The 20,022-nt window shown below is 60.3% G+C and carries 9 protein-coding genes; 4 read left to right on the top strand and 5 right to left on the bottom strand.

Going from position 1 to position 20,022, the window contains the following annotated elements:
* Window positions 1-187: 187 nt before the first annotated feature.
* From tatA to HMPREF1022_RS02820, 5 genes are all read right to left on the bottom strand, one after another.
* Complete coding sequence (tatA, locus tag HMPREF1022_RS02840; RefSeq protein ID WP_008684610.1) at window positions 188-382, bottom strand: twin-arginine translocase TatA/TatE family subunit; 195 nt, start codon at window positions 380-382, stop codon at window positions 188-190.
* A gap of 387 nt (window positions 383-769) precedes the next feature.
* The gene (locus tag HMPREF1022_RS02835; protein ID WP_009301789.1) at window positions 770-1,297 is read right to left on the bottom strand and encodes a DUF1269 domain-containing protein; all 528 of its coding nucleotides are present in this window, start codon (window positions 1,295-1,297) and stop codon (window positions 770-772) included.
* A gap of 436 nt (window positions 1,298-1,733) precedes the next feature.
* Complete coding sequence (locus HMPREF1022_RS02830; protein ID WP_009301788.1) at window positions 1,734-3,014, bottom strand: c-type cytochrome; 1,281 nt, start codon at window positions 3,012-3,014, stop codon at window positions 1,734-1,736.
* Window positions 3,015-3,023: 9 nt separating this feature from the next.
* Window positions 3,024-4,802, bottom strand: a complete 1,779-nt coding sequence (locus HMPREF1022_RS02825) for a GMC family oxidoreductase (RefSeq protein ID WP_009301787.1) — start codon at window positions 4,800-4,802, stop codon at window positions 3,024-3,026.
* A gap of 3 nt (window positions 4,803-4,805) precedes the next feature.
* Window positions 4,806-5,522, bottom strand: coding sequence for a gluconate 2-dehydrogenase subunit 3 family protein (locus HMPREF1022_RS02820; RefSeq protein ID WP_009301786.1), 717 nt, complete (start codon window positions 5,520-5,522; stop codon window positions 4,806-4,808).
* Window positions 5,523-6,002: 480 nt separating this feature from the next.
* On the opposite strand from HMPREF1022_RS02820, the gene HMPREF1022_RS02815 reads away from it, so the two are divergent.
* From HMPREF1022_RS02815 to HMPREF1022_RS02800, 4 genes are all read left to right on the top strand, one after another.
* A complete protein-coding gene (locus HMPREF1022_RS02815; protein ID WP_009301785.1) occupies window positions 6,003-8,228 on the top strand; it encodes a type I secretion system permease/ATPase in 2,226 nt (741 codons plus the stop codon).
* Complete coding sequence (locus HMPREF1022_RS02810) at window positions 8,225-9,583, top strand: HlyD family type I secretion periplasmic adaptor subunit (RefSeq protein ID WP_008684593.1); 1,359 nt, start codon at window positions 8,225-8,227, stop codon at window positions 9,581-9,583. Before HMPREF1022_RS02815 ends, HMPREF1022_RS02810 begins: the two co-directional genes overlap by 4 nt.
* A 107-nt stretch (window positions 9,584-9,690) precedes the next feature.
* Window positions 9,691-13,443 carry a VCBS domain-containing protein gene (locus tag HMPREF1022_RS02805; protein ID WP_232221532.1) on the top strand — a complete coding sequence of 1,251 codons (3,753 nt, stop codon included), beginning with the start codon at window positions 9,691-9,693 and terminating at the stop codon, window positions 13,441-13,443.
* 2 nt (window positions 13,444-13,445) lie between these two features.
* Window positions 13,446-20,022: VCBS domain-containing protein (locus HMPREF1022_RS02800; protein WP_009301783.1), on the top strand; the 6,577-nt coding region annotated here is incomplete at its 3' end.

The following is a 20,022-nucleotide window of genomic DNA, read 5'->3' as shown; positions in this document are numbered from 1 at the left end:
GGATTGCTCTGATGTCCGCTCACGGACGACGTAGGGTTTGAAATGTGCAACATTTCAAACGCAAAATGCTGTAAAAAGATGAAGAGCGCCGGGATTCAAAACATTCCGGCGCTTTCCGCATGAAAAGGCCCGGCGGAGAGCTTACCACCGGGCCTTTTCGGTCTGTTACGAACAGCGCCGCATGCGCTTAACTGTCCGACCTGTTCGTATCGCTTTTTTTGCGGCTGATATCTATTTCATCGGGTTCGTTGACGGCCTGTTTGAAGTTTTTGATGGCCTTGCCGAGCCCGGCACTGATTTCAGGCAGCTTTTTCGTGCCGAACAGCAGCATCACAACCAGCAGAACCATGAGCAGATGCGGTATACTGAATAAATCCAACATGGCGGGACTTCCTTTTTGGGGTACAAGCGACGCGGGGCCGGAATCGGCCCGGCTTTTTACCTATCCTGCCTTACCATACCCGCCTTCATTGTAAAAGCAAGCTGTCTGGAAGAAGGCTTTCACGGCCTGGAAGGGCGGCGTAGCGCCCTTATTCGCGGGATTTGTGCGGGAAAGGTTGGGGAGACACGGCCGGAAAATTTTCTGAGGCAACGCGGGCCGTGTTGTGCCCGAAGCTGAGAAAAGCCGTTCCATGAAAAATGGCCGCGCGCTGTTGCCGGCGATCACGGCCATGGCCAATTCTGAAATTGCTGCCGGAAAATGAATGCAGCGTGTCGTGGAATCAAAGGCCGCCCTCCTTCGGGGAGAGCGGCCTTTGACGGGAACGTTTTACTTGTTTTCCTGGGCCGGTTCGGCATCTTGCTGGGCTGTGCGGGCGCTGTCCAAAACGGCCTGCAATTTGGCCTGGTCTTCATGCGAAAGCGAAGATTGCAGGATGGTGCCGCCGGTGCCGCGCAGTTCGTCGAGCACCTTGTCCGTCAGGGTGGAATCGACCAGCACAAACAGGGCGGACGTGCCGGGGGTCAGTTTTTCCGCAAGCTGTTTCATGAAGTTGTCGTTGATGCCTACGTCGCTCAGGGCCCCGGCAACCGCACCGGCTCCGGCGCCGACCACAAGGCCGAGCAGCGGATTCATAAAGATCAGGCCGATGAGCGTTCCCCAGAAGCCGCCGCCGACCGCGCCGCTCGCCGTCAAATTGTACATCTGGTGCAATTTGATTTTGCCGTTCGGCTTCTTTTCAGCAATGACGGCATCCTCAAGCGAAACGAGGTAGGACTTCTGCATTTTAATGAAGTCGAGACGAACTTCCTCAGCCTTGAATTCCGTGTCGTATACCACGACTATTAGATTACGCATGTTAATCTCCTATATGATATCGGGCTATATATTCGGGTGTAACGTCAACCGGGTCCGAATCTACGCATTGATGCACGGTTTGCGCTCTTCCGGGCAAACATTTCGCCCGTGGGCGGGCGCGGGATCATCCGTGCTGATTTCTTATAAACGGATTCGTCGTTCCCGGCAATGTCTGAGGGGGCAGCACCGTGCCCGGCCGGAATTATTTTCGCGCCTGCCAGCGGCAGGGCGGTTTACAGAGCCCTGCTCCGGCGGGGCGGGCGCCTGTAAGCCGCTGACGCGGCAAGGGCCGACGCCTTCGGCAGAGAACAAAAATCCTATTTAGAGACAAGCCCAGGTCAACAGGTTGAAAACCCGACAGGGGCGAAGTGTCACGGTCTGACCGCCGGGTACGGCTTCATGAAACGCGCACCCGGCGGTCAGCCTGTTGTTTTGCTTACGGTTGCGTCTCCATCAGCTTGTCCACGTTACTGTTTCCGAAAACGCGCGGATCCGGGAAAAGGGACTTGTCCCCACGAACTTTGCGCACGTCTTCAGCGCTTACAGCGGGAGCATGATTCCCCCAACTGCCGCGGATAAATGTCACCACATCGGCAAGCTGTTGGTCATCAAGCCGCCAGCCGAAGGGCGACATGGTTATGGAGGAAGGGGCGGCCTTGAAACCGGGCAGGGTTTGCCCCTGAAGAACAATGTGAATGAGCGAGACGGGATCCCGGCTCAGCAGAACCGGGTTGCCGCGCAGTTCCGGGAAGAAACGGGCATAGCCGCTTCCATCGGTTCTATGGCAGCTTGCGCAGCTGTCCACATAGGTGCCCGCCCCTGGCTTGCTGTCATCGCCTTTCCACAATTGCCGGGCGACCGTCTTGTCTTCCCTGAAAGGCGCTTGGGACGGATCCTTGGCGGGAAGGGATTTCAGAAAACGCGCCATGGCAACGGCATCGTCGCGGGTCAGATAGTGCGTGCTGGTTTCAACCACCTCGATCATCTTGCCGAAGGCGGCTGTAGGATCATTGCGCCCGGTCAGGAAGAACTCCGTCAGGTCCTCCACGCTGCGTCCGGCCAGCCCGTCCTGATTGTCTCCCCGCAGATTGATGGCTATCCAACCGGCATAATTGCCGCCGCCGGACAAAAAGTCCTTGCCCTGGCTCGCCCATTGGGCCTTTTCGACCCCCTGCGCATTTCTGGGCGTATGGCAGAAGCCGCAGTGGCCCAATCCTTCCACCAGGTAGCGGCCACGCGCCACCACCGGGTTTTCGCCGGGGGCGGGGGCAAAGGGCCTGACCTCTCGCGGAGCCGCTTCGCTCACCGGCTTGTCGGGCTGACTGACCTTATTGTCGATGGGCTGAACGCCGTGCATGAAGAAGTTATACAGGTCATGCACGTCTTCATCGGTCATGATCGCATACGAGGGAGGCATCATGACCGACATGGGGCCTCTTGGCGAGATGCCCTGCCGCACCGCCTTGTCAAAGGCGGCGAAGTCGAATCTGCCGATGCCTGTTTCCTTGTCCGGGGTAATATTGGGGCTGTTGACGATGCCGAAAGGAACGCCTCCGGCATAGGGACCCTTGTGATAGGTGTGACAGGCAATGCAGTTTGACGCGCGGGCGACATATTCGCCGCGCCTGACGCTCTGCTCAAGATCGCTTGCGGCTGCCCGCGCCGTTGCGGCCACGGCAAAAACACCCAACGTCAGAACGATAAGTAGTTTTTTCATGGTTGCTCCTTACGCCAACGGTCCGGGCTTTTTGAGATAATTTTCGCGAATGGCTTTGGCGGACCAGTAGGTCAGGGCCGCCACCAGCCCGGTGGGATTATAGCCCAGGCCCTGCGGAAAAGCGGATGCGCCGGGAACGAAAACATTGTGCACATCCCAGTTCTGCAGAAAGCGGTTGACGGCGCTGGTATTCGGATCAGTGCCCATGACGGCTCCGCCGTTCAAATGCGTCGTCTGGTATGTGCCGAGATTGAAATGTTCTCCGGGATGTTTGGGGCTGCCGGTAATGAATTTGGGATGCAGCGCCCTGGCAATGATTTCCAGCTTCTTGAACATGAACTGGTTCATTTTGATGTCGTTGTCCTGCCAGTCAAAGGTCATGCGCAGGAGAGGCTGGCCATGGACCGATTTGTACGTCGGGTCCAGATCCAGATAGTTGACCCTGTAGGACTGATGCGCGCCGTGCACGTCCATGGAAAGATGGTGGGTATAGTTTTCCGCCACGTCGGCTTTCCATTTGCTGCCCCAGTTGGGAGTGCCCGGCGCTGTGGGCAGGCCGGAGATCGGCTTTGTTCCGGCCTGGTTTACCCAGAACGGCGCGCCGCCCACAAAGCCGTACGGGGCGTGGTCGAAGTTGTCGGCGTTGAAGTCGTCTATGGCGACACCCGCGCCGCCCGCGCCGATAAAGGGATTGGTATGAACATTCTTGTCAAAGAAGGCTTTTATGGTGGTCATGTTCTGATACGAAAAGTTCCGGCCCACGACGCCCGTATTGGTGGCGGGATCATACGGCTTGCCGATGCCGGACAACAGCATCAGGTGCACGTTATGGAACTGGAAAGCCGAAATGACGACGATATCCGCGGGCTGTTCGACCTCGTTGCCCTGTGAGTCCACATAGGTGACGCCCGTGGCCGTTTTTTTGTCTTTGCTGAGGTTGACCTTGAGAACCCAGGAGTCGTTGCGCAGCTCGAACCCCGGTTCCCGGCGCAACGCGGGCAGGATGTTCACATTGGGAGACGCCTTGGAGTACATGTAACAGGCGTACCCGCTGCAAAAGCCGCAGAAATTGCACGGCCCCATCTGGGCGCCGTAGGTATTGGTATAGGTTTGCGAGGTGTTGGCCGAAGGCAGGTCATAGGGATGAAAGCCGGCGGATTCAGCCGCCTTGTAATAGAGCCGGGCCGAATAGGTGCGCTTTTGCGCCGGGAGCGGAAAGGGATTTGAGCGATCCGGAGCGAAGAAGTTGCCGCCCTTGCCCTTGCCGACGATTTTACCGTTGACGCTCCAGGCTGTGCCGGATGTTCCGAAGACCTTTTCCGCCTTGTCGAAAAAAGGCTCCAGCTCGTCGTAGGTGACGCCGAAATCCTGAATGGTCATTCCTTCAGGGATGAAGTCTTTGCCGTAGCGTTCCTCATAATGGCTGCGCATGCGCAATTCCATGGGGGCGACGCGAAAATGGACGCCCGACCAGTGCAGCCCCGCGCCGCCGGTGCCTGTCCCGGGCAAAAATGCCGCGAGTTTGCGGTACGGCACGGCTGTCTGATCCTTGGCATGCCTGAATGTTACTGTACTCTTGGAAAGGTTCTGAAATATTTTATGACGAGTGTTATAGGTCAGCTCGTCAATGCTCTGGGGATAGGAACCCAGGGGATAGGTATCATGGGCCGGTCCCCGCTCAAGGGCGACCACGCTCAGTCCGGCTTCGATCAGCTCTTTGGACATAATGGCTCCGGTCCAGCCAAAGCCGATCACAACAGCATCCACTTTTTTCATTACTTTTGCCATAACCTACCCCCTTTCTCCGCTGATGGACACCGGCGGGAAAGGATATTTCTCGTTTCTTTCCACCCAATCCATAAAGTCGGCCCTTGCCCCGGGAAAACCGATGAGCTTCCAGCCGGTCAACCGCTGATTGCCCCCATGGACGGGATCACTGAAGAAACCTTCGCGGGTGTTCTGGAGCAGGGCGGCAAAAAAGACGTTGGAAGGCAGTTTTTCAAACTCCGCCTTTCCTGATTCCATCTGCTCAAGCAGGGCATCCTGCTGTGCGGCTGATACTTTGTTGAAGGGTGCATTGTGTCTTTTGCGAGCGAAATTGTTCGCTTCCGCAATGCCGAGGCGGTAAATCTCCTGTGGCGTGAGCGGCAGCTGGTAGCCGAGATCCGGGGATGCATCCGGCTGGAAGGGGCCCTGCATATACATTTTGGCGCCGACGCCATACGGCGTCTGCATCTGGCGGTCAATAAATTCCGGAACACCGGCTTCCAGCGCGCCGGGGCCCAGCGTGTCCTCGGGTATAAGCCGAGCGACAGCCGCCTTGATGAATTCAAATTCCTCTTGGTTAAAGAACGTCGGCTGATAGCCGCCCGCGCTCTCTGCCACGGCCTGCGATGAGGACGCGGCCCTGGCGTCAAGCGCAATGCCGCCAAGCGCCAGAACGGGAGCAACGGCTATGCTCTTTATCAGAAAATCTCTGCGAGATCTTTCAAGCGTATCTTTCGACATACATGACTCCATATATTGGGGTTAACGTCACCCCTCGAAAAACAAACCACCTTGCAACAACTCGGAACTACGCAATAGAGTTGCGGAGACAGCGCCACAACCGCAAAGGGCCGGGCGCCTATTTTCTTGTCTCTTGCTGATTTTTGGTAGGGAAGGCGCTGAACTTTAGGCTTGGGGAAATCCGAACAGAGGCTTTTGGAAGGCGTGCCGAGGGATTTTTGAAGTGTGAAGTCCAGACGCTGTAAATACCATATTACAGCAACGTATATCGGCTTATGCCTATTCTCTTCATGGTGTCAATCTGGCAACTGATTTTTTTACTAAGATTAAATCCCGTCCGAAGGCGGTAGATATCTTCAAAAAGCTGCGCAAAAGGGAAAGAACTTTTTACCGTTCTCGTCAGGGATGCTTGCGTATCGGTCCCATAGAGTATAGAATTTCCTAATGGGGTAGAGGGCAGGGTGTTTCTATTGAGCGCGCATGAGCCAGACAACAAGTCTCTTGGCTGGGGCTGATCAGGACATCCTGCCAGGAACTATTCCTGAAAGTGCGGACCATGTTCCGCCGTTCGCCCGTTCCTTGGGCACATTGCTGCGCCTTTTGGGCCGTCCCGTCTCCATGCCCTTGCTGCTGAGCGGCATTCTGGGCGGTCCCAGCGTCAACTCGCCGGAAGCCTGCCTGCGCGCGGCCCGGCGTTGGGGGCTAGACGGCCGCATTGTTCACCGCAAATCCCTGAGTGATATTTCCTCTCTGGTGCTGCCCTGCATTCTGCTGCTGGCCGGCGGCCGCAGTTGCGTGCTTCTGAGCCGCGACGCGGAGACGGCGGAAGTGGTCCTGCCCGAAGAGGGCGAACATGCCAAGCGCGTGCCCCTGGCCGACCTTGAGGTGGAATATACGGGCTACACGGCCTTCGGCAGCCTCGCCGGGCGGCTGGACGCCCGCGCCAATCTGCGCCTGCCCGTGACCAGACGCTGGTTCTGGGACGTCATCGCCCACTACCTGCCCCTGTATAAGCACGTCATCATCGCCACCGTGATCATCAACCTGCTGGGCGTGGCCAGCTCCCTGTTCGCCATGAACGTCTATGACCGGGTGGTGCCCAACCAGGCCGTGGAAACGCTCTGGGTTCTGGCCACGGGCGTGCTTTTCGCCTACCTGGTGGACTTCATCCTGCGCAATGTGCGCGGCTATTTCGTGGATATGGCGGGACGCAACGCGGACGTGGTGCTTTCCAGCAAGCTGATGAGCAAGGTGCTCAGCCTGCGCATGGAGGCCAAACCCGATTCCACGGGCGGGCTCGTCAACAATCTGAGCGGGTTCGAGGCCCTGCGTGAGTTTTTCAGCTCCGGCAGCCTGGTGGCCCTCGCGGACATGCCGTTTCTGGTCATTTTTCTCTGGCTCATCGCCTTTATCGGAGGGCCGCTTGTCATCGTGCCTCTGGCGGCCGTGCCCCTGATGATCGGCCTCGGGCTGCTGCTGCAACTGGCGGCCCGGCGTTCGGCGGCTCAGAATTACCTTTTGAATATGCAGAAGCACGCGCTTCTGGTGGAGGTCGTCCACGGCCTGGAAACCGTCAAGATCACCGGTGCGGAAAGCCGCCTGCTGTATCTCTGGGAACAGCTTTCGGACATGTCCGCCGAAACCACGCGCCAGTCCCGCCGCTATGCCACGCTGACGCTGAGCGTGTCCGGCGGCATCAGCCAGCTGGTTTCCGTGGGGGTCATCGTCTGGGGCGTGTATCTGATCATGGCCGGTTCCCTGACCATGGGCGGGCTCATTGCCTGTAATATCCTCGCGGGCAGGGCCATGGCTCCGCTCATGCAGCTGGCGGGCATGATCTCGCGCCTGCAGCAGTCGCGCCTGTCCCTGAGCGCCCTGAATACCATCATGGAACTGCCCACTGAGGACGACGGGAACGAGGAGCATGTGGACTTCGGCCTGTTGCAGCCGGCCTTTTCCTTTGAAAACGCGGAATTCAGCTATCCCAACGCCAAGAAAAAGGCGCTTGAGGATATTTCCTTCAGCATCCGGCCCCATGAGAAGGTGGGCATTGTCGGCAGAATGGGGTCGGGCAAGTCCACCCTGGGTCGCCTCATGGCCGGGCTCTATGCGCTCCAGGCCGGGACGGTGCGTTACGGCGGCGTGGACATCCGCCAGATGGACCCGGCCAACCTGCGGGGGCGCATCGGTTTTCTCCCCCAGGATGTGACGCTCTTTTACGGCAATATCCGCGACAATATCGCCCTCGACGATCCCGGCATTGAGGATCAGATGGTGCTGCGGGCCGCGTATCTGGCCGGAGCTTCGGATTTCATCCGCGCTCTGCCCGGCGGCCTGGGCGCCCAGGTCGGGGAGCGGGGCATGTCCCTTTCCGGCGGGCAGCGCCAGTCCGTGGCCCTGGCCAGGGCCCTGCTGCATGATCCGGAAGTGCTGATCCTCGACGAGCCCACCAGCAATATGGACAAGGGCACGGAACGGCTGATCCGGGACCGCCTGGCGAAAATCACAGCCAACAAGACCCTGGTGCTCATCACCCACCGGCCCGGCCTGTTGGACCTGGTGGACAGGCTGATCGTCGTTGAAGACGGAAAAATTATTGCCGACGGGCCCCGCGAGGCTGTTTTGCGGGCCCTGAACGGGCCGCCGCCCGTCCCGAAGCCGGAAAGCGGGCAGCCGCTTTCCCCGGCCGCCGGAGGCCAGGCATGAAAAAGCTCCTGCACTCTTTCCGAAGCCGGGCGGGCCTGGGCGGCAAACAGGAAGACCTGCCCTATATGAACCGGGTGGACGCGGCCCTGCAGCGCCGGGGCGGGATCGGAGCGGTTTTTCTTTCACTGGGCACGGTTGGCTTGGTTGCCCTTCTGGTTGCCTGGGCGGCCTGGGCGGAACTGGACGAGGTGACGCACGGCCAGGGGCAGGTGGTGGCCGCGCAGCGCACCCAGGTCATCCAGAACCTGGAAGGCGGCATCCTGCGCGAGATCCTGGTCAGGGAAGGCGATGTGGTGGAGAAAAACCAGCTCCTGGCCCGTCTGGACAATCTGGGCGCGGCCAGCCAGTATCGCGAAGCCATGAACAAGGCCCTTGAAAATCAGGTGGCCCTGGTCCGCCTGGAGGCTGAAAAAAACGGAACAGAACCCGTGTTCAGCGCGGAACTGAGGGAGAAAGCGCCGCAGATCGTGAGCGACCAGGAAGAAATGTTCCAGACCCGCCGCGACAAGTTCATTTCGGAAGCGCAATTGCTGGAGTCACAGTACAAGCAACGCCTGGAAGACGTGGATGAGCAGCAGGGCCGTAAGGTGCAATTGGAGAAAACCCTCGCTCTGGCCGAAGAACGCCGCGACATCGCCAAGCCTCTGGTGGACCGTAAGCTCTTTTCCAAGGTGGATTATCTGGATCTGGAGCAGAGGGTGGTGACCTTGGGCGGGGATATCGAAGCTCTTTCCTCCACCATGTCCAAAGCGAAAGAAGCGGCCGAGGAGGCCCGGCGCAAGCTCGCCCTGCGCAAGGCCGAGATGGAGGCGCAGATTTCCGAGGAAATCAACAAACGCCGCACGGAGCTGACCTCCCTGCAGGAAGTGCTTTCCGCCGGAGGCGACCGGGTAACGCGCACGGAGCTGCGCTCGCCGGTACGCGGCACGGTCAAGCGGGTGGTCGTCAATACTCTGGGCGGCGTGGTGCGCCCCGGCGACCCGGTTATGGAAGTGGTGCCTCTGGACGACACGTTGTTGGTGGAGGCGCGTATCCGCCCGGCGGATATTGCCTTTATCCATGCCGATCAGAAAGCCATGGTCAAAATTTCGGCCTATGATTTTTCCATTTACGGCGGCCTTGAAGCGCGTGTGGAGCAGATCAGCGCCGACACCATCGAAGACAGGAAAGGCGAGTACTACTATCTCGTCAAATTACGCACTCAAAAGAACGCCATCAACTACCGCAACGAGCAGTTGCCGATTATTCCCGGCATGGTGGCGAGCGTGGATATTATCTCGGGCAAGAAATCCATTCTTGATTATTTGCTGAAACCTATTCTCAAGGCACGTCAGAATGCCCTGAGAGAACGTTAATAATTTTACCATAAGGCGCTGTCATGCCTACAACACATATATTGCATCTGCCGGCGGCAGGACAAAAAACGGTTCTCGCAGGGTTTTCACCACAATCGCGGATGGTGTTGGATTTTCCCACCCGCGGCGTCTTCGCGGGAAGGGAAGGCAATGATCTGGTTTTCTCCCGTATTGACGGAACCCGGCTCGTGCTCAAGGACTATCATGCGCCTCAGAACGTGCCCGAGGATGTGCCGCAAAATGCTCCGGCAGACGGCGCGCCGCGGGACGAGGGTCCGCCCGCCATTGTGGTGGACGGCCGGGAAATGACCCATCAGGCCTTTTTCGACGCGCTGGGCGAGGACGACATGCCGCAGGCAGGCGTGGTCCAGGCCAGAAACAGCGCGTATCACGAATATTCCGAGAGCGAGCTGAGCAAGGGAATTTCCGAGCTCAGCGCTCTTGACGATCATGAGACTGAATCCGATACGAATAAGCCCTTAGGCAGCAGAGAGGGCAGGCAGGACGATTTTGCGGCGGAGCGGGGCGGAGTGCTTGGCGGTACGGATACCGCAGGCAGCGGTTCAAACGGGAGCGGCAGCGGCAGCCCCGGCGGAAGCCAAGGCGGCAATGGAGGAAGCGGCGGCTCAGGCCACGGCGGCTCGGGCGGAACCGGCGGCACAGGCGGGAACGGATCGGGAGGAACCGGCGGAACCGGCAACAGCAATCCCAGTGTGGCTTCAGCTACGGTAACTATTGCCGAAGATACGATCAGCGTCAGCGGCGCATTGCCCTCGCCCACGGATCCGAATGCCGGAGATATTTTATCGTTCATCGCCAAGGCCAATGCGGCGGGCCTGTATGGCACGCTCAGCGTGGACGCCAACGGCAACTATATCTATATTTTGAATAATGCCTTGTCTGCGGTGCAGGGTCTGGGCGTGGGTGAGAGTCTGACCGACACCTTCACCTTTACGGTGACCGACAATCACGGCGGCACGGCCAACAATACTTTGACCGTGACCATCACCGGCACCAACGATGCGCCGGTGCTTGCAGCCACCACCGTGAACGTCTCCGAAGACAGCAACATTACCAGCGGCATCTTGCCCACTCCCACAGACGTTGATGTGCATGATGTGGTGAGTTTCGTGCCGCAGACAAATACAGCGGGCCTGTACGGCACGCTCAGCGTGGACGCCAACGGCAACTATACTTATGTTCTGAACAATACGCTGCCCGCTGTGCAGGGCTTAGGCGCGGGCGAAAACCTGACAGACACCTTTACGGTAACGGTGACTGATAACCACGGCGGCACGTCTTCCGCGGTTGTGACCGTGAACATTAACGGCAGCAATGACGCGCCCATCGTGTCTGCGGTCGCGACTTCCATTTTTGAAGATACGGCCAGCGTCAGCGGTACGCTGCCCGCGCCGGTTGACCCGGATCTGCACGATGTCGCGAGTTACCTTCCGCAGACAAACACGGTCGGGCTCTATGGCACGCTCACCTTGGACGCCTCGGGCAACTATACTTATACCCTGAACAACAGCCTGTCCGCTGTGCAGGGCCTGGGCGTGGGCGAGAGTCTGACTGACACGTTCACATTCACAGCCTCCGACGGGCACGGCGGCACATCCTCAAGCACCCTGACCGTGACCATCAACGGCAGTAACGACGCGCCTGTGCTGGCCGCCACAGTCGTGGGCGTTGACAAAGACGATGTCATCACCAACGGCACATTGCCCACGCCCACGGACGTGGATGTGCATGATACGGTCAGCTTCACGCCCTTGACCAATGCGCCGGGCAGTTACGGCACGTTCAGTGTGGACGCCAACGGCAACTATACCTATGTCCTGAATACCTCGCTGCCCGCAGTGCAGGGCTTAGGACCCGCGGACAGCCTGACCGACACATTCACAGTCACGGTGACCGACAATCACGGCGCCTCATCTTCCACGGTAATCACCGTGAGCATCAACGGCAGCAGCAATGACGCGCCCACCGTGGCTGCCGCTCTGGCTTCCATTGGCGAGGATACGCCCAGCGTCACAGGGGTGCTGCCCACGCCTGGGGACCCGGACCCGCATGACGTTGTGACGTTCGTTCCGCAAGCGGGCACCGCCGGGCTCTACGGCACATTCAGCGTGGATGCCTCGGGCAACTATACCTATACCTTGAATAACAGCCTGCCCGCGGTGCAGGGCCTGGGCGCGGGCGAAAGCCTGACCGAGACCTTCACCTTCACGGTATCCGACGGGCGCGGCGGCACGGCCTCCAACACCCTGACCGTGACTATCGACGGCAGTAACGACGCGCCTGTGGTCACCGCAGCCACGGCTTCTATTGTTGAGGATACGGCCGGCATCAGCGGCACGTTGCCCCCGGCGGTTGATCCGGATCTGCATGATGTTGCGACGTTCATTCCCCAGACAAACACGGCGGGCCTGTACGGCACGCTCACACTGGATGCTTCGGGCAACTATACCTATACCCTGAACAACAGCCTGCCCGCAGTACAGGGCTTGGGCGTGGGCGAAAGCCTGACCGAGACCTTCACCTTCACAGCCACCGACGGGCATGGCGGCACGTCCTCCAATACCCTGACCGTGACCATCAACGGCAGCAATGACGCGCCGGTGCTGGCCGCCACTACCGTGAACGTCGCCGAAGACAGCGCCGTCACCACCGGCACGTTGCCCATGCCCACGGATGTGGATGTGCATGATACGGTCAGTTTCGCGCCGTTGACCAATGCCCCGGGCAATTACGGCACCTTCAGCGTGGACGCCAACGGCAATTATACATATGTGCTGAATACTTCTCTGCCCACAGTACAGGGCCTGGGCGCGGGCGAAAGCCTGACTGACAGTTTTACTGTTACGGTCTCGGACAATCACGGTGGTTCGTCTTCCACGGTGATCACCGTGAGCATCAACGGCAGTAACGACGCGCCCACTGTTTCTGCGGCCGCGACTGCCATTGACGAGGATACGGCCAGCGTCAGCGGTACGTTGCCTGTCCCGGTCGATCCGGATCTGCACGATGTGGTCAGTTTCGTTCCACAGACCAATGCGCCGGGCGGTTACGGCACGCTCAGCGTGGATGCTTCGGGCAACTATACCTATACCTTGAACAACAGCCTGCCCGCAGTGCAGGCCTTGGGCGTGGGCGAGAGCCTGACCGACACCTTCACCTTTACAGTGACGGACAATCACGGCGCCACAACTTCCAATACCCTGACCGTGACCATCAACGGAACCAATGATCTACCCACAGTGAGCGCGGCAGCGGCCTCCATTGCCGAGGATACGGCCGGCATCAGCGGCATGCTGCCCACGCCCGTGGATGTGGATGTCCATGATACAGTGACCTTCACTCCGCAGACCAATACCGCGGGTCTCTACGGCACGCTCAACGTGGACGCCGACGGCAACTATACCTATACCCTGAACAATGCCTCGCCCGCGGTGCAGGGCCTGGGCGTGGGGGAAAACCTCACCGACACTTTCCCCTTTACGGTGTCCGACGGACACGGCGGCACGGCCACCAATACCCTGACCGTGACCATCAACGGGACAAACGACGCGCCCATCGTGGCCGCTGCCACAACCGCCATTGCCGAGGATACGGCCGGCGTCAGCGGCATCTTGCCCATGCCCACGGATGTGGATGTTCATGATACGGTCAGCTTCACGCCTCAGACCAATGCGCCGGGCAGTTACGGCACGTTCAGCGTGGATGCCGACGGCCACTATACCTATACGCTGAACAATGCGCTGCCCGCGGTGCAGGGCCTGGGTGCGGGCGAAAGCCTCACCGATACCTTTACCTTCACGGTATCCGACGGGCGGGGGGCACGGGCTCCAATACCCTGACCGTGACCATCAACGGCAGCAACGACGCGCCTGTCGTCACCGCGGCCACGGCTTCCATTGTTGAGGATACGGCCAACATCAACGGCACGCTGCCCGCGCCTACGGACCCGGATCTGCACGATGCAGTGAGTTTTGTGCCGCAGGCAGGTTCGGCCGGGCTCTATGGCACGCTCACATTGGATGCCTCGGGCAACTATACATATAGCCTGAATAATGCCTCGCCCGCGGTGCAGGGCCTGGGGGTGGGCGAAAGCCTCACCGATACCTTTACGTTCACGGTGACCGACGGGCATGGCGGCACGGCCTCCAGTAGCCTGACCGTGACCATCAACGGCAGCAATGATGCGCCGGTGCTGGCCGCCGCAACCGTGAATGTCGCCGAAGACAGCGCCGTTACCAGCGGCACGCTGCCCATGCCCACGGATGCGGATGTGCACGATGTGGTCAGTTTTACGCCCCAGAGCAACGCTCCGGGCAGCTACGGAACGTTCAGCGTGGATGCGAACGGCAACTATACCTATACGCTGAATACCTCTCTGCCCGCGGTGCAGGGCCTGGGCGCTGGCGAAAGCCTGACCGACACGTTCACGGTCACAGTCTCGGACAACCACGGCGACTCGTCTTCCACGGTCGTGACCATGAGCATCAACGGCAGCAATGACGCGCCCACCGTGGCCGCTGCCACGGCCGTCATTGCCGAGGATACGCCAACGGTCAGCGGCACGCTGCCCATGCCCGTGGACGCGGATATCCATGATCTGGTCAGTTTCACGCCCCAGACCAATGCATCCGGCAGCTACGGCACGCTCAGCCTGGACGCCAACGGCAACTATACCTATATCCTGAACAATTCCCTGCCCGTGGTGCAAGGCCTGGGCGTGGGCGAAAGCCTCACCGACAGCTTCACCTACACGGTGACCGACAATCACGGCTCCACGGCCACCAATACCCTGACCGTGACCATCAACGGTACCAACGACGCGCCCGTGCTGGCCGCCACAACCGTGGACGTCGCCGAAGGAAGCGTCGTTACCAGCGGCACCTTGCCCACGCCCACGGACGTGGACGTGCACGATGTGGTCAGCTTCATGCCATTGAGCAATGCGGCGGGCAGCTACGGCACGTTCAGTGTGGATGCCGACGGCAACTATACCTATACGCTGAATACCTCTCTGCCCGCGGTGCAGGACCTAGGCGCGGGCGAAAGCCTCACCGACAGTTTTACGGTTACGGTATCGGACAACCACGGCGGCTCGTCTTCCACGGTCGTGACCATGAGCATCAACGGCAGCAATGACGCGCCCACCGTGGCCGCGGCCGTAACCGCCATTGCCGAGGACACGCCTACGGTCAGCGGTGCACTGCCTGCCCCGGCGGACCCGGATCTGCATGATGTGGTGAGTTTTGTTCCGCAGACAAATACGGCGGGCCTCTACGGCACGCTCAGCGTGGACGCCGCCGGCAACTACACCTACACGCTGAATAATGCGCTTCCCGCGGTACAGGGCCTGGGCGTTGGCGAAAGCCTGAGCGAGACCTTCACCTTCACGGTGACCGACAATCACGGAACCACAGCCTCCAACACCCTGGCTGTGACCATCAACGGCACCAACGACGCGCCCGTGCTGGCCGCCACAACCGTGAATATTGCCGAAGGCAGCACCATTACCAACGGAACCCTGCCCACGCCCACGGACGTGGACGTGCACGATGTGCTCAGCTTCACGCCATTGAGCAATGCGGCGGGCAGCTACGGCACGTTCAGTGTGGATGCGAACGGCAACTATACCTATACGCTGAATACCTCTCTGCCCGCGGTGCAGGGCCTGGGCGCTGGCGAAAGCCTCACCGACAGTTTTACGGTTACGGTATCGGACAACCACGGCGGCTCGTCTTCCACGGTCGTGACCATGAGCATCAACGGCAGCAATGACGCGCCCACCGTGGCCGCGGCCGTAACCGCCATTGCCGAGGACACGCCTACGGTCAGCGGTGCACTGCCTGCCCCGGCGGACCCGGATCTGCATGATGTGGTGAGTTTTGTTCCGCAGACAAATACGGCGGGCCTCTACGGCACGCTCAGCGTGGACGCCGCCGGCAACTACACCTACACGCTGAATAATGCGCTTCCCGCGGTACAGGGCCTGGGAGTGGGGGAGAGCCTGACTGACAGCTTCACCTTCACGGTGACCGACAATCACGGAGCCACAGCCTCCAACACCCTGGCCGTGACCATCAACGGCACGAACGACGCGCCTGCTGTAACAGCGGCCACGGCTTCCATTGTTGAAGATACGGCCGGCATCAGCGGAGCGTTGCCCACTCCGGCGGACCCGGATCTGAACGATGTGGTGAGCTTCGTTCCGCAGACAAACGCGGCGGGCAGCTACGGCACGCTCAGCGTGGACGCCGACGGCAATTATACCTATACCCTGAACAATGCCCTGCCCGCAGTGCAAGGACTAGGCGTGGGGGAAAGCCTCACCGACAGCTTCACCTTCACGGTGACCGACAATCACGGCGCCACGGCCACCAGTACTCTGACCGTGACCATCAACGGCACCAACGACGCGCCCGTGCTGGCCGCCGCAACCGTGAATGTCGCCGAAGACAGCGCCGTCACCAGCGGCACGCTGCCCATGCCCACAGATGCGGATGTGCACGATGTGGTCAGCTTCACGCCATTGAGCAATGCGTCGGGCAGTTACGGCACGTTCAGCGTGGATACCGACGGCAACTATACCTATGTGTTGAATACCTCACTGCCCGCGGTACAGGGCCTGGGTCTGGGCGAAAGCCTGACCGACACCTTTGTTGTTACAGTGTCGGATAACCATGGCGGCACATCTTCCACGGTCGTGACCATGAGCATCAACGGCAGCAATGACGCGCCCGTTGTGACCGCTGCCACGGCCGTCATTGCCGAGGATACGCCAACGGTCAGCGGCACGCTGCCCGCGCCCATGGACGCGGATATCCATGATACAGTGACCTTCAGCCCGCAGGCCAATGCGCTTGGGAGCTACGGCACGCTCAACCTTGATGCTTCCGGTAACTATACCTATACCCTGAACAATGCCTTGCCCGCGGTGCAGGGCTTGGGAGTAGGGGAGAGCCTTACCGAGACGTTCACCTTCACGGTGACCGACAATCACGGCGCCACAGCCACCAGTACTCTGACCGTGACCATCAACGGCACCAACGACGCGCCCGTGCTGGCCGCCACAACCGTGAACATCGCCGAAGGCAGCGCCGTTACCAGCGGCACGTTGCCCACGCCCACGGATGCGGATGTGCACGATGTGATCAGTTTCACGCCCCAGAGCAATGCTCCGGGCAGCTACGGCACGTTCAGCGTGGATGGCGACGGCAACTATACCTATGCGCTGGATACCTCACTGCCCGCGGTAAAGGGCCTGGGCGCGGGCGAAAGCCTGACCGACACATTCGTTGTTGCAGTGTCGGACAACCATGGCGGCACGTCTTCCACGGTCGTGACCATGAGCATCAACGGCAGCAATGACGCACCCTCCGTGGCCGCGGCCACGGCTTCCATCGCCGAGGATATGGCCGGCGTCAGCGGCACGTTGCCCGCGCCTGTGGACCCGGATATCCATGATACAGTGACCTTCAGCCCGCAGGCCAATGCGCTTGGGAGCTACGGCACGCTCAACCTGGATGCCTCGGGCAATTATACCTATACCCTGAATAATGCGCTGCCCGCGGTGCAAGGCCTGGGTGTGGGCGAAATCCTCACCGACAGCTTCACCTTTACGGTGACCGACAATCACGGCGCCACTACCACCAACACCCTGACCGTGACCATCAGCGGTACCAACGACATACCCGTGCTGGCCGCCACAACCGTGAACATCGCCGAAGGCAGTGCCGTTACCAGCGGCACGTTGCCCACGCCCACGGATGCGGATGTGCACGATGTGGTCAGCTTCACGCCATTGAGCAATGCGCCGGGCAGCTACGGCACGTTCAGCGTGGATGCCGACGGCAACTATACCTATACGTTGAATACCTCACTGCCCGCGGTAAAGGGCCTGGGCGCGGGTGAAAGCCTGACCGATACCTTTACGGTTACGGTGTCGGACAACCACGGCGGCACGTCCTCCACGGTCGTGACCATGAGCATCAACGGCAGCAACGACACGCCCACCGTGGCCGCGGCCACGGCTTCCATCGCCGAGGATACGCCTGTGGTCAGCGGCACGCTGCCTACGCCGGTGGACCCGGATCTGCATGATGTGGTGAGTTTCGCCCCGCAGGCAAACGCGGCCGGGCTCTACGGCACTTTTACCGTGGATGCCTCGGGCAATTATACCTATACCCTGAATAACGCGCTGCCCGCGGTGCAGGGCCTGGGAGTGGGGGAGAGCCTGACCGACAGCTTTACCTTCACGGTGACCGACAATCACGGAGCCACAGCCTCAAACACCTTGATCGTAACCATTAACGGCACCAATGACGCGCCCACGGTGTCCGCTGCCGTCAACTCCATCTTTGAGGATACGGCCACTGTCAGCGGCACGCTGCCCACTCCGGCGGACCCGGATCTACACGATGTAGCGAGCTTCGTGCCGCAAACCAATACGGCGGGCCTCTACGGCACGCTCAGCGTAGATGCCTCAGGCAATTACAGCTACACCCTGAACAACGCACTGCCCGCGGTGCAGGGCCTGGGCGTGGGCGACAAGCTCACCGATACCTTTACCTTTACTGTCTCGGACGGTCACGGCGGCACGGCCTCGAACACCCTGACCCTGACCATCAACGGCACTAATGACGCGCCTTCGGTGGGGGCCTCCACAGCCTCGATTGCCAAGACGGATGTTCCCTACTCGGGTCATCTCGTCACTCCCACGGACCCGGATATCAGCGACACCGTGACCTTCATTCCTAAAACCAATGAGCTCGGCAGCTACGGCAGGTTGACCCTCAACGCCGACGGTTCCTATGTGTATACGCTGAATACCGGTCTGCTCGCCGTGATCAATTTGCTGCTCAACCAACATCTTACCGAAACATTCACCTATACCGCGACGGACGGGCATGGGGGCACAGCCTCCAATACCCTGACCATCACGATCTCCGGGGGCGGCGGCAGCCTCAGCGTGGAAGCGGCCGTGAATGTGATCGCCGAGGACAGCATCAATGTTTCCGGCCTGTTGCCCTCGCCGACAAACACCGGTCTGCTCGATGTCATAAGCTATTTGCCCCAGACTGCCACAGTGGGGCTCTACGGCACGCTCACGGTGAATGCCTCGGGCAGCTACGTCTATACCCTGAACAATGCGCTGTCGGCAGTGCAGGGCCTGGGCGTCGGGGAACATCTCACCGACACCTTCACCTTTACGGTTTCCAACGGGCTTGGCGGCACGGTCTCCAGTACCCTGACCGTGACCATCAACGGCACCAACGACATCCCCACGGTCGGCGTGGCCGCAGCCGTGATCGCCGAGGATGCGGTCTCTGTCAGCGGCGCGCTGCCCGTGCCCACGGATGTGGATCTGCACGATGTGCTGACTTTTCTCCCGCAGGCGGGCACAGTGGGTCTGTACGGCAAGCTCACAGTGGACGCCAACGGCAATTATACCTATATCCTGAACAATGCGCTGCCCGCGGTACAGGCCTTGGGCGTCGGGGAACATCTTACCGACACCTTCACCTTTACCGTGTCGGACGGCCACGGCGGCACGGTCTCCAACACCCTGACCCTGACTATTGACGGCACCAACGACATACCCACGGTCGGCGCGGCCACGGCCGTGATCGCCGAGGATGCGGTCTCTGTCAGCGGCACGTTGCCCGTGCCCGTGGACGTGGATGTGCATGACGTGCTGGCCTTTCTCCCGCAGACGGACAAGGCGGGCCTGTACGGCACGCTTACCCTGGACGCTTCGGGCAATTACACCTACGTTCTGAACAATGCGCTGCCCGCGGTGCAGGGCCTGGGCGTGGGTGAAAAACTCACCGACACCTTCAGCTTTACGGTGTCGGATGGGCACGGCGGCACGGTTTCCAATACCCTGACCCTGACCATCAACGGCACCAACGACATCCCCACGGTCGGCGCGGCCACGGCCGTGATCGCCGAGGATGCGGTCAGCGTCAGCGGCACGCTGCCCGTGCCCGTGGATGTGGACGTGCACGACGTGCTGGCCTTCCTTCCTCAGGCAGGCACAACAGGCCTGTACGGCACGCTCACAGTGGATGCCTCGGGCAACTACACCTACATTCTGAATAATGCGCTGCCCGCGGTGCAGGGTCTGGGCGTGGGTGAAAAGCTCACCGACACCTTCAGCTTCACGGTTTCCGACGGGCACGGCGGCACGATCTCCAATACCCTGACCCTGACCATCAACGGCACCAACGATCTGCCCAGCGTGGGCGCGGCCGCAACCGTAATCGCCGAAGGCACGGCCAGTGTCAGCGGCACGCTGCCCGTGCCCGTGGATGTGGATCTGCACGATGTGCTGACTTTTCTCCCGCAGACGGACAAGGCGGGCTTGTACGGCACGCTCACCCTGGACGCCAACGGCAACTACACCTACGTTCTGAACAACGCCC

The sequence above is a fragment of the Desulfovibrio sp. 6_1_46AFAA genome, from assembly GCF_000224635.1.
GTDB lineage: Bacteria > Desulfobacterota > Desulfovibrionia > Desulfovibrionales > Desulfovibrionaceae > Desulfovibrio > Desulfovibrio fairfieldensis.
Note: the sequence above shows the minus strand (reverse complement) of the source record. Positions and strands in the feature narration are given on the sequence as shown.

What these genes read in the sequence shown, in the direction of transcription:
- HMPREF1022_RS02820 (WP_009301786.1), bottom strand. Translation starts at nt 5,522, where the DNA reads ATGTCGAAAGATACGCTTGAAAGATCTCGCAGAGATTTTCTGATAAAG.
- HMPREF1022_RS02815 (WP_009301785.1), top strand. Translation starts at nt 6,003, where the DNA reads ATGAGCCAGACAACAAGTCTCTTGGCTGGGGCTGATCAGGACATCCTG.
- HMPREF1022_RS02830 (WP_009301788.1), bottom strand. Translation starts at nt 3,014, where the DNA reads ATGAAAAAACTACTTATCGTTCTGACGTTGGGTGTTTTTGCCGTGGCC.
- HMPREF1022_RS02825 (WP_009301787.1), bottom strand. Translation starts at nt 4,802, where the DNA reads ATGGCAAAAGTAATGAAAAAAGTGGATGCTGTTGTGATCGGCTTTGGC.
- HMPREF1022_RS02835 (WP_009301789.1), bottom strand. Translation starts at nt 1,297, where the DNA reads ATGCGTAATCTAATAGTCGTGGTATACGACACGGAATTCAAGGCTGAG.
- tatA (WP_008684610.1), bottom strand. Translation starts at nt 382, where the DNA reads ATGTTGGATTTATTCAGTATACCGCATCTGCTCATGGTTCTGCTGGTT.
- HMPREF1022_RS02810 (WP_008684593.1), top strand. Translation starts at nt 8,225, where the DNA reads ATGAAAAAGCTCCTGCACTCTTTCCGAAGCCGGGCGGGCCTGGGCGGC.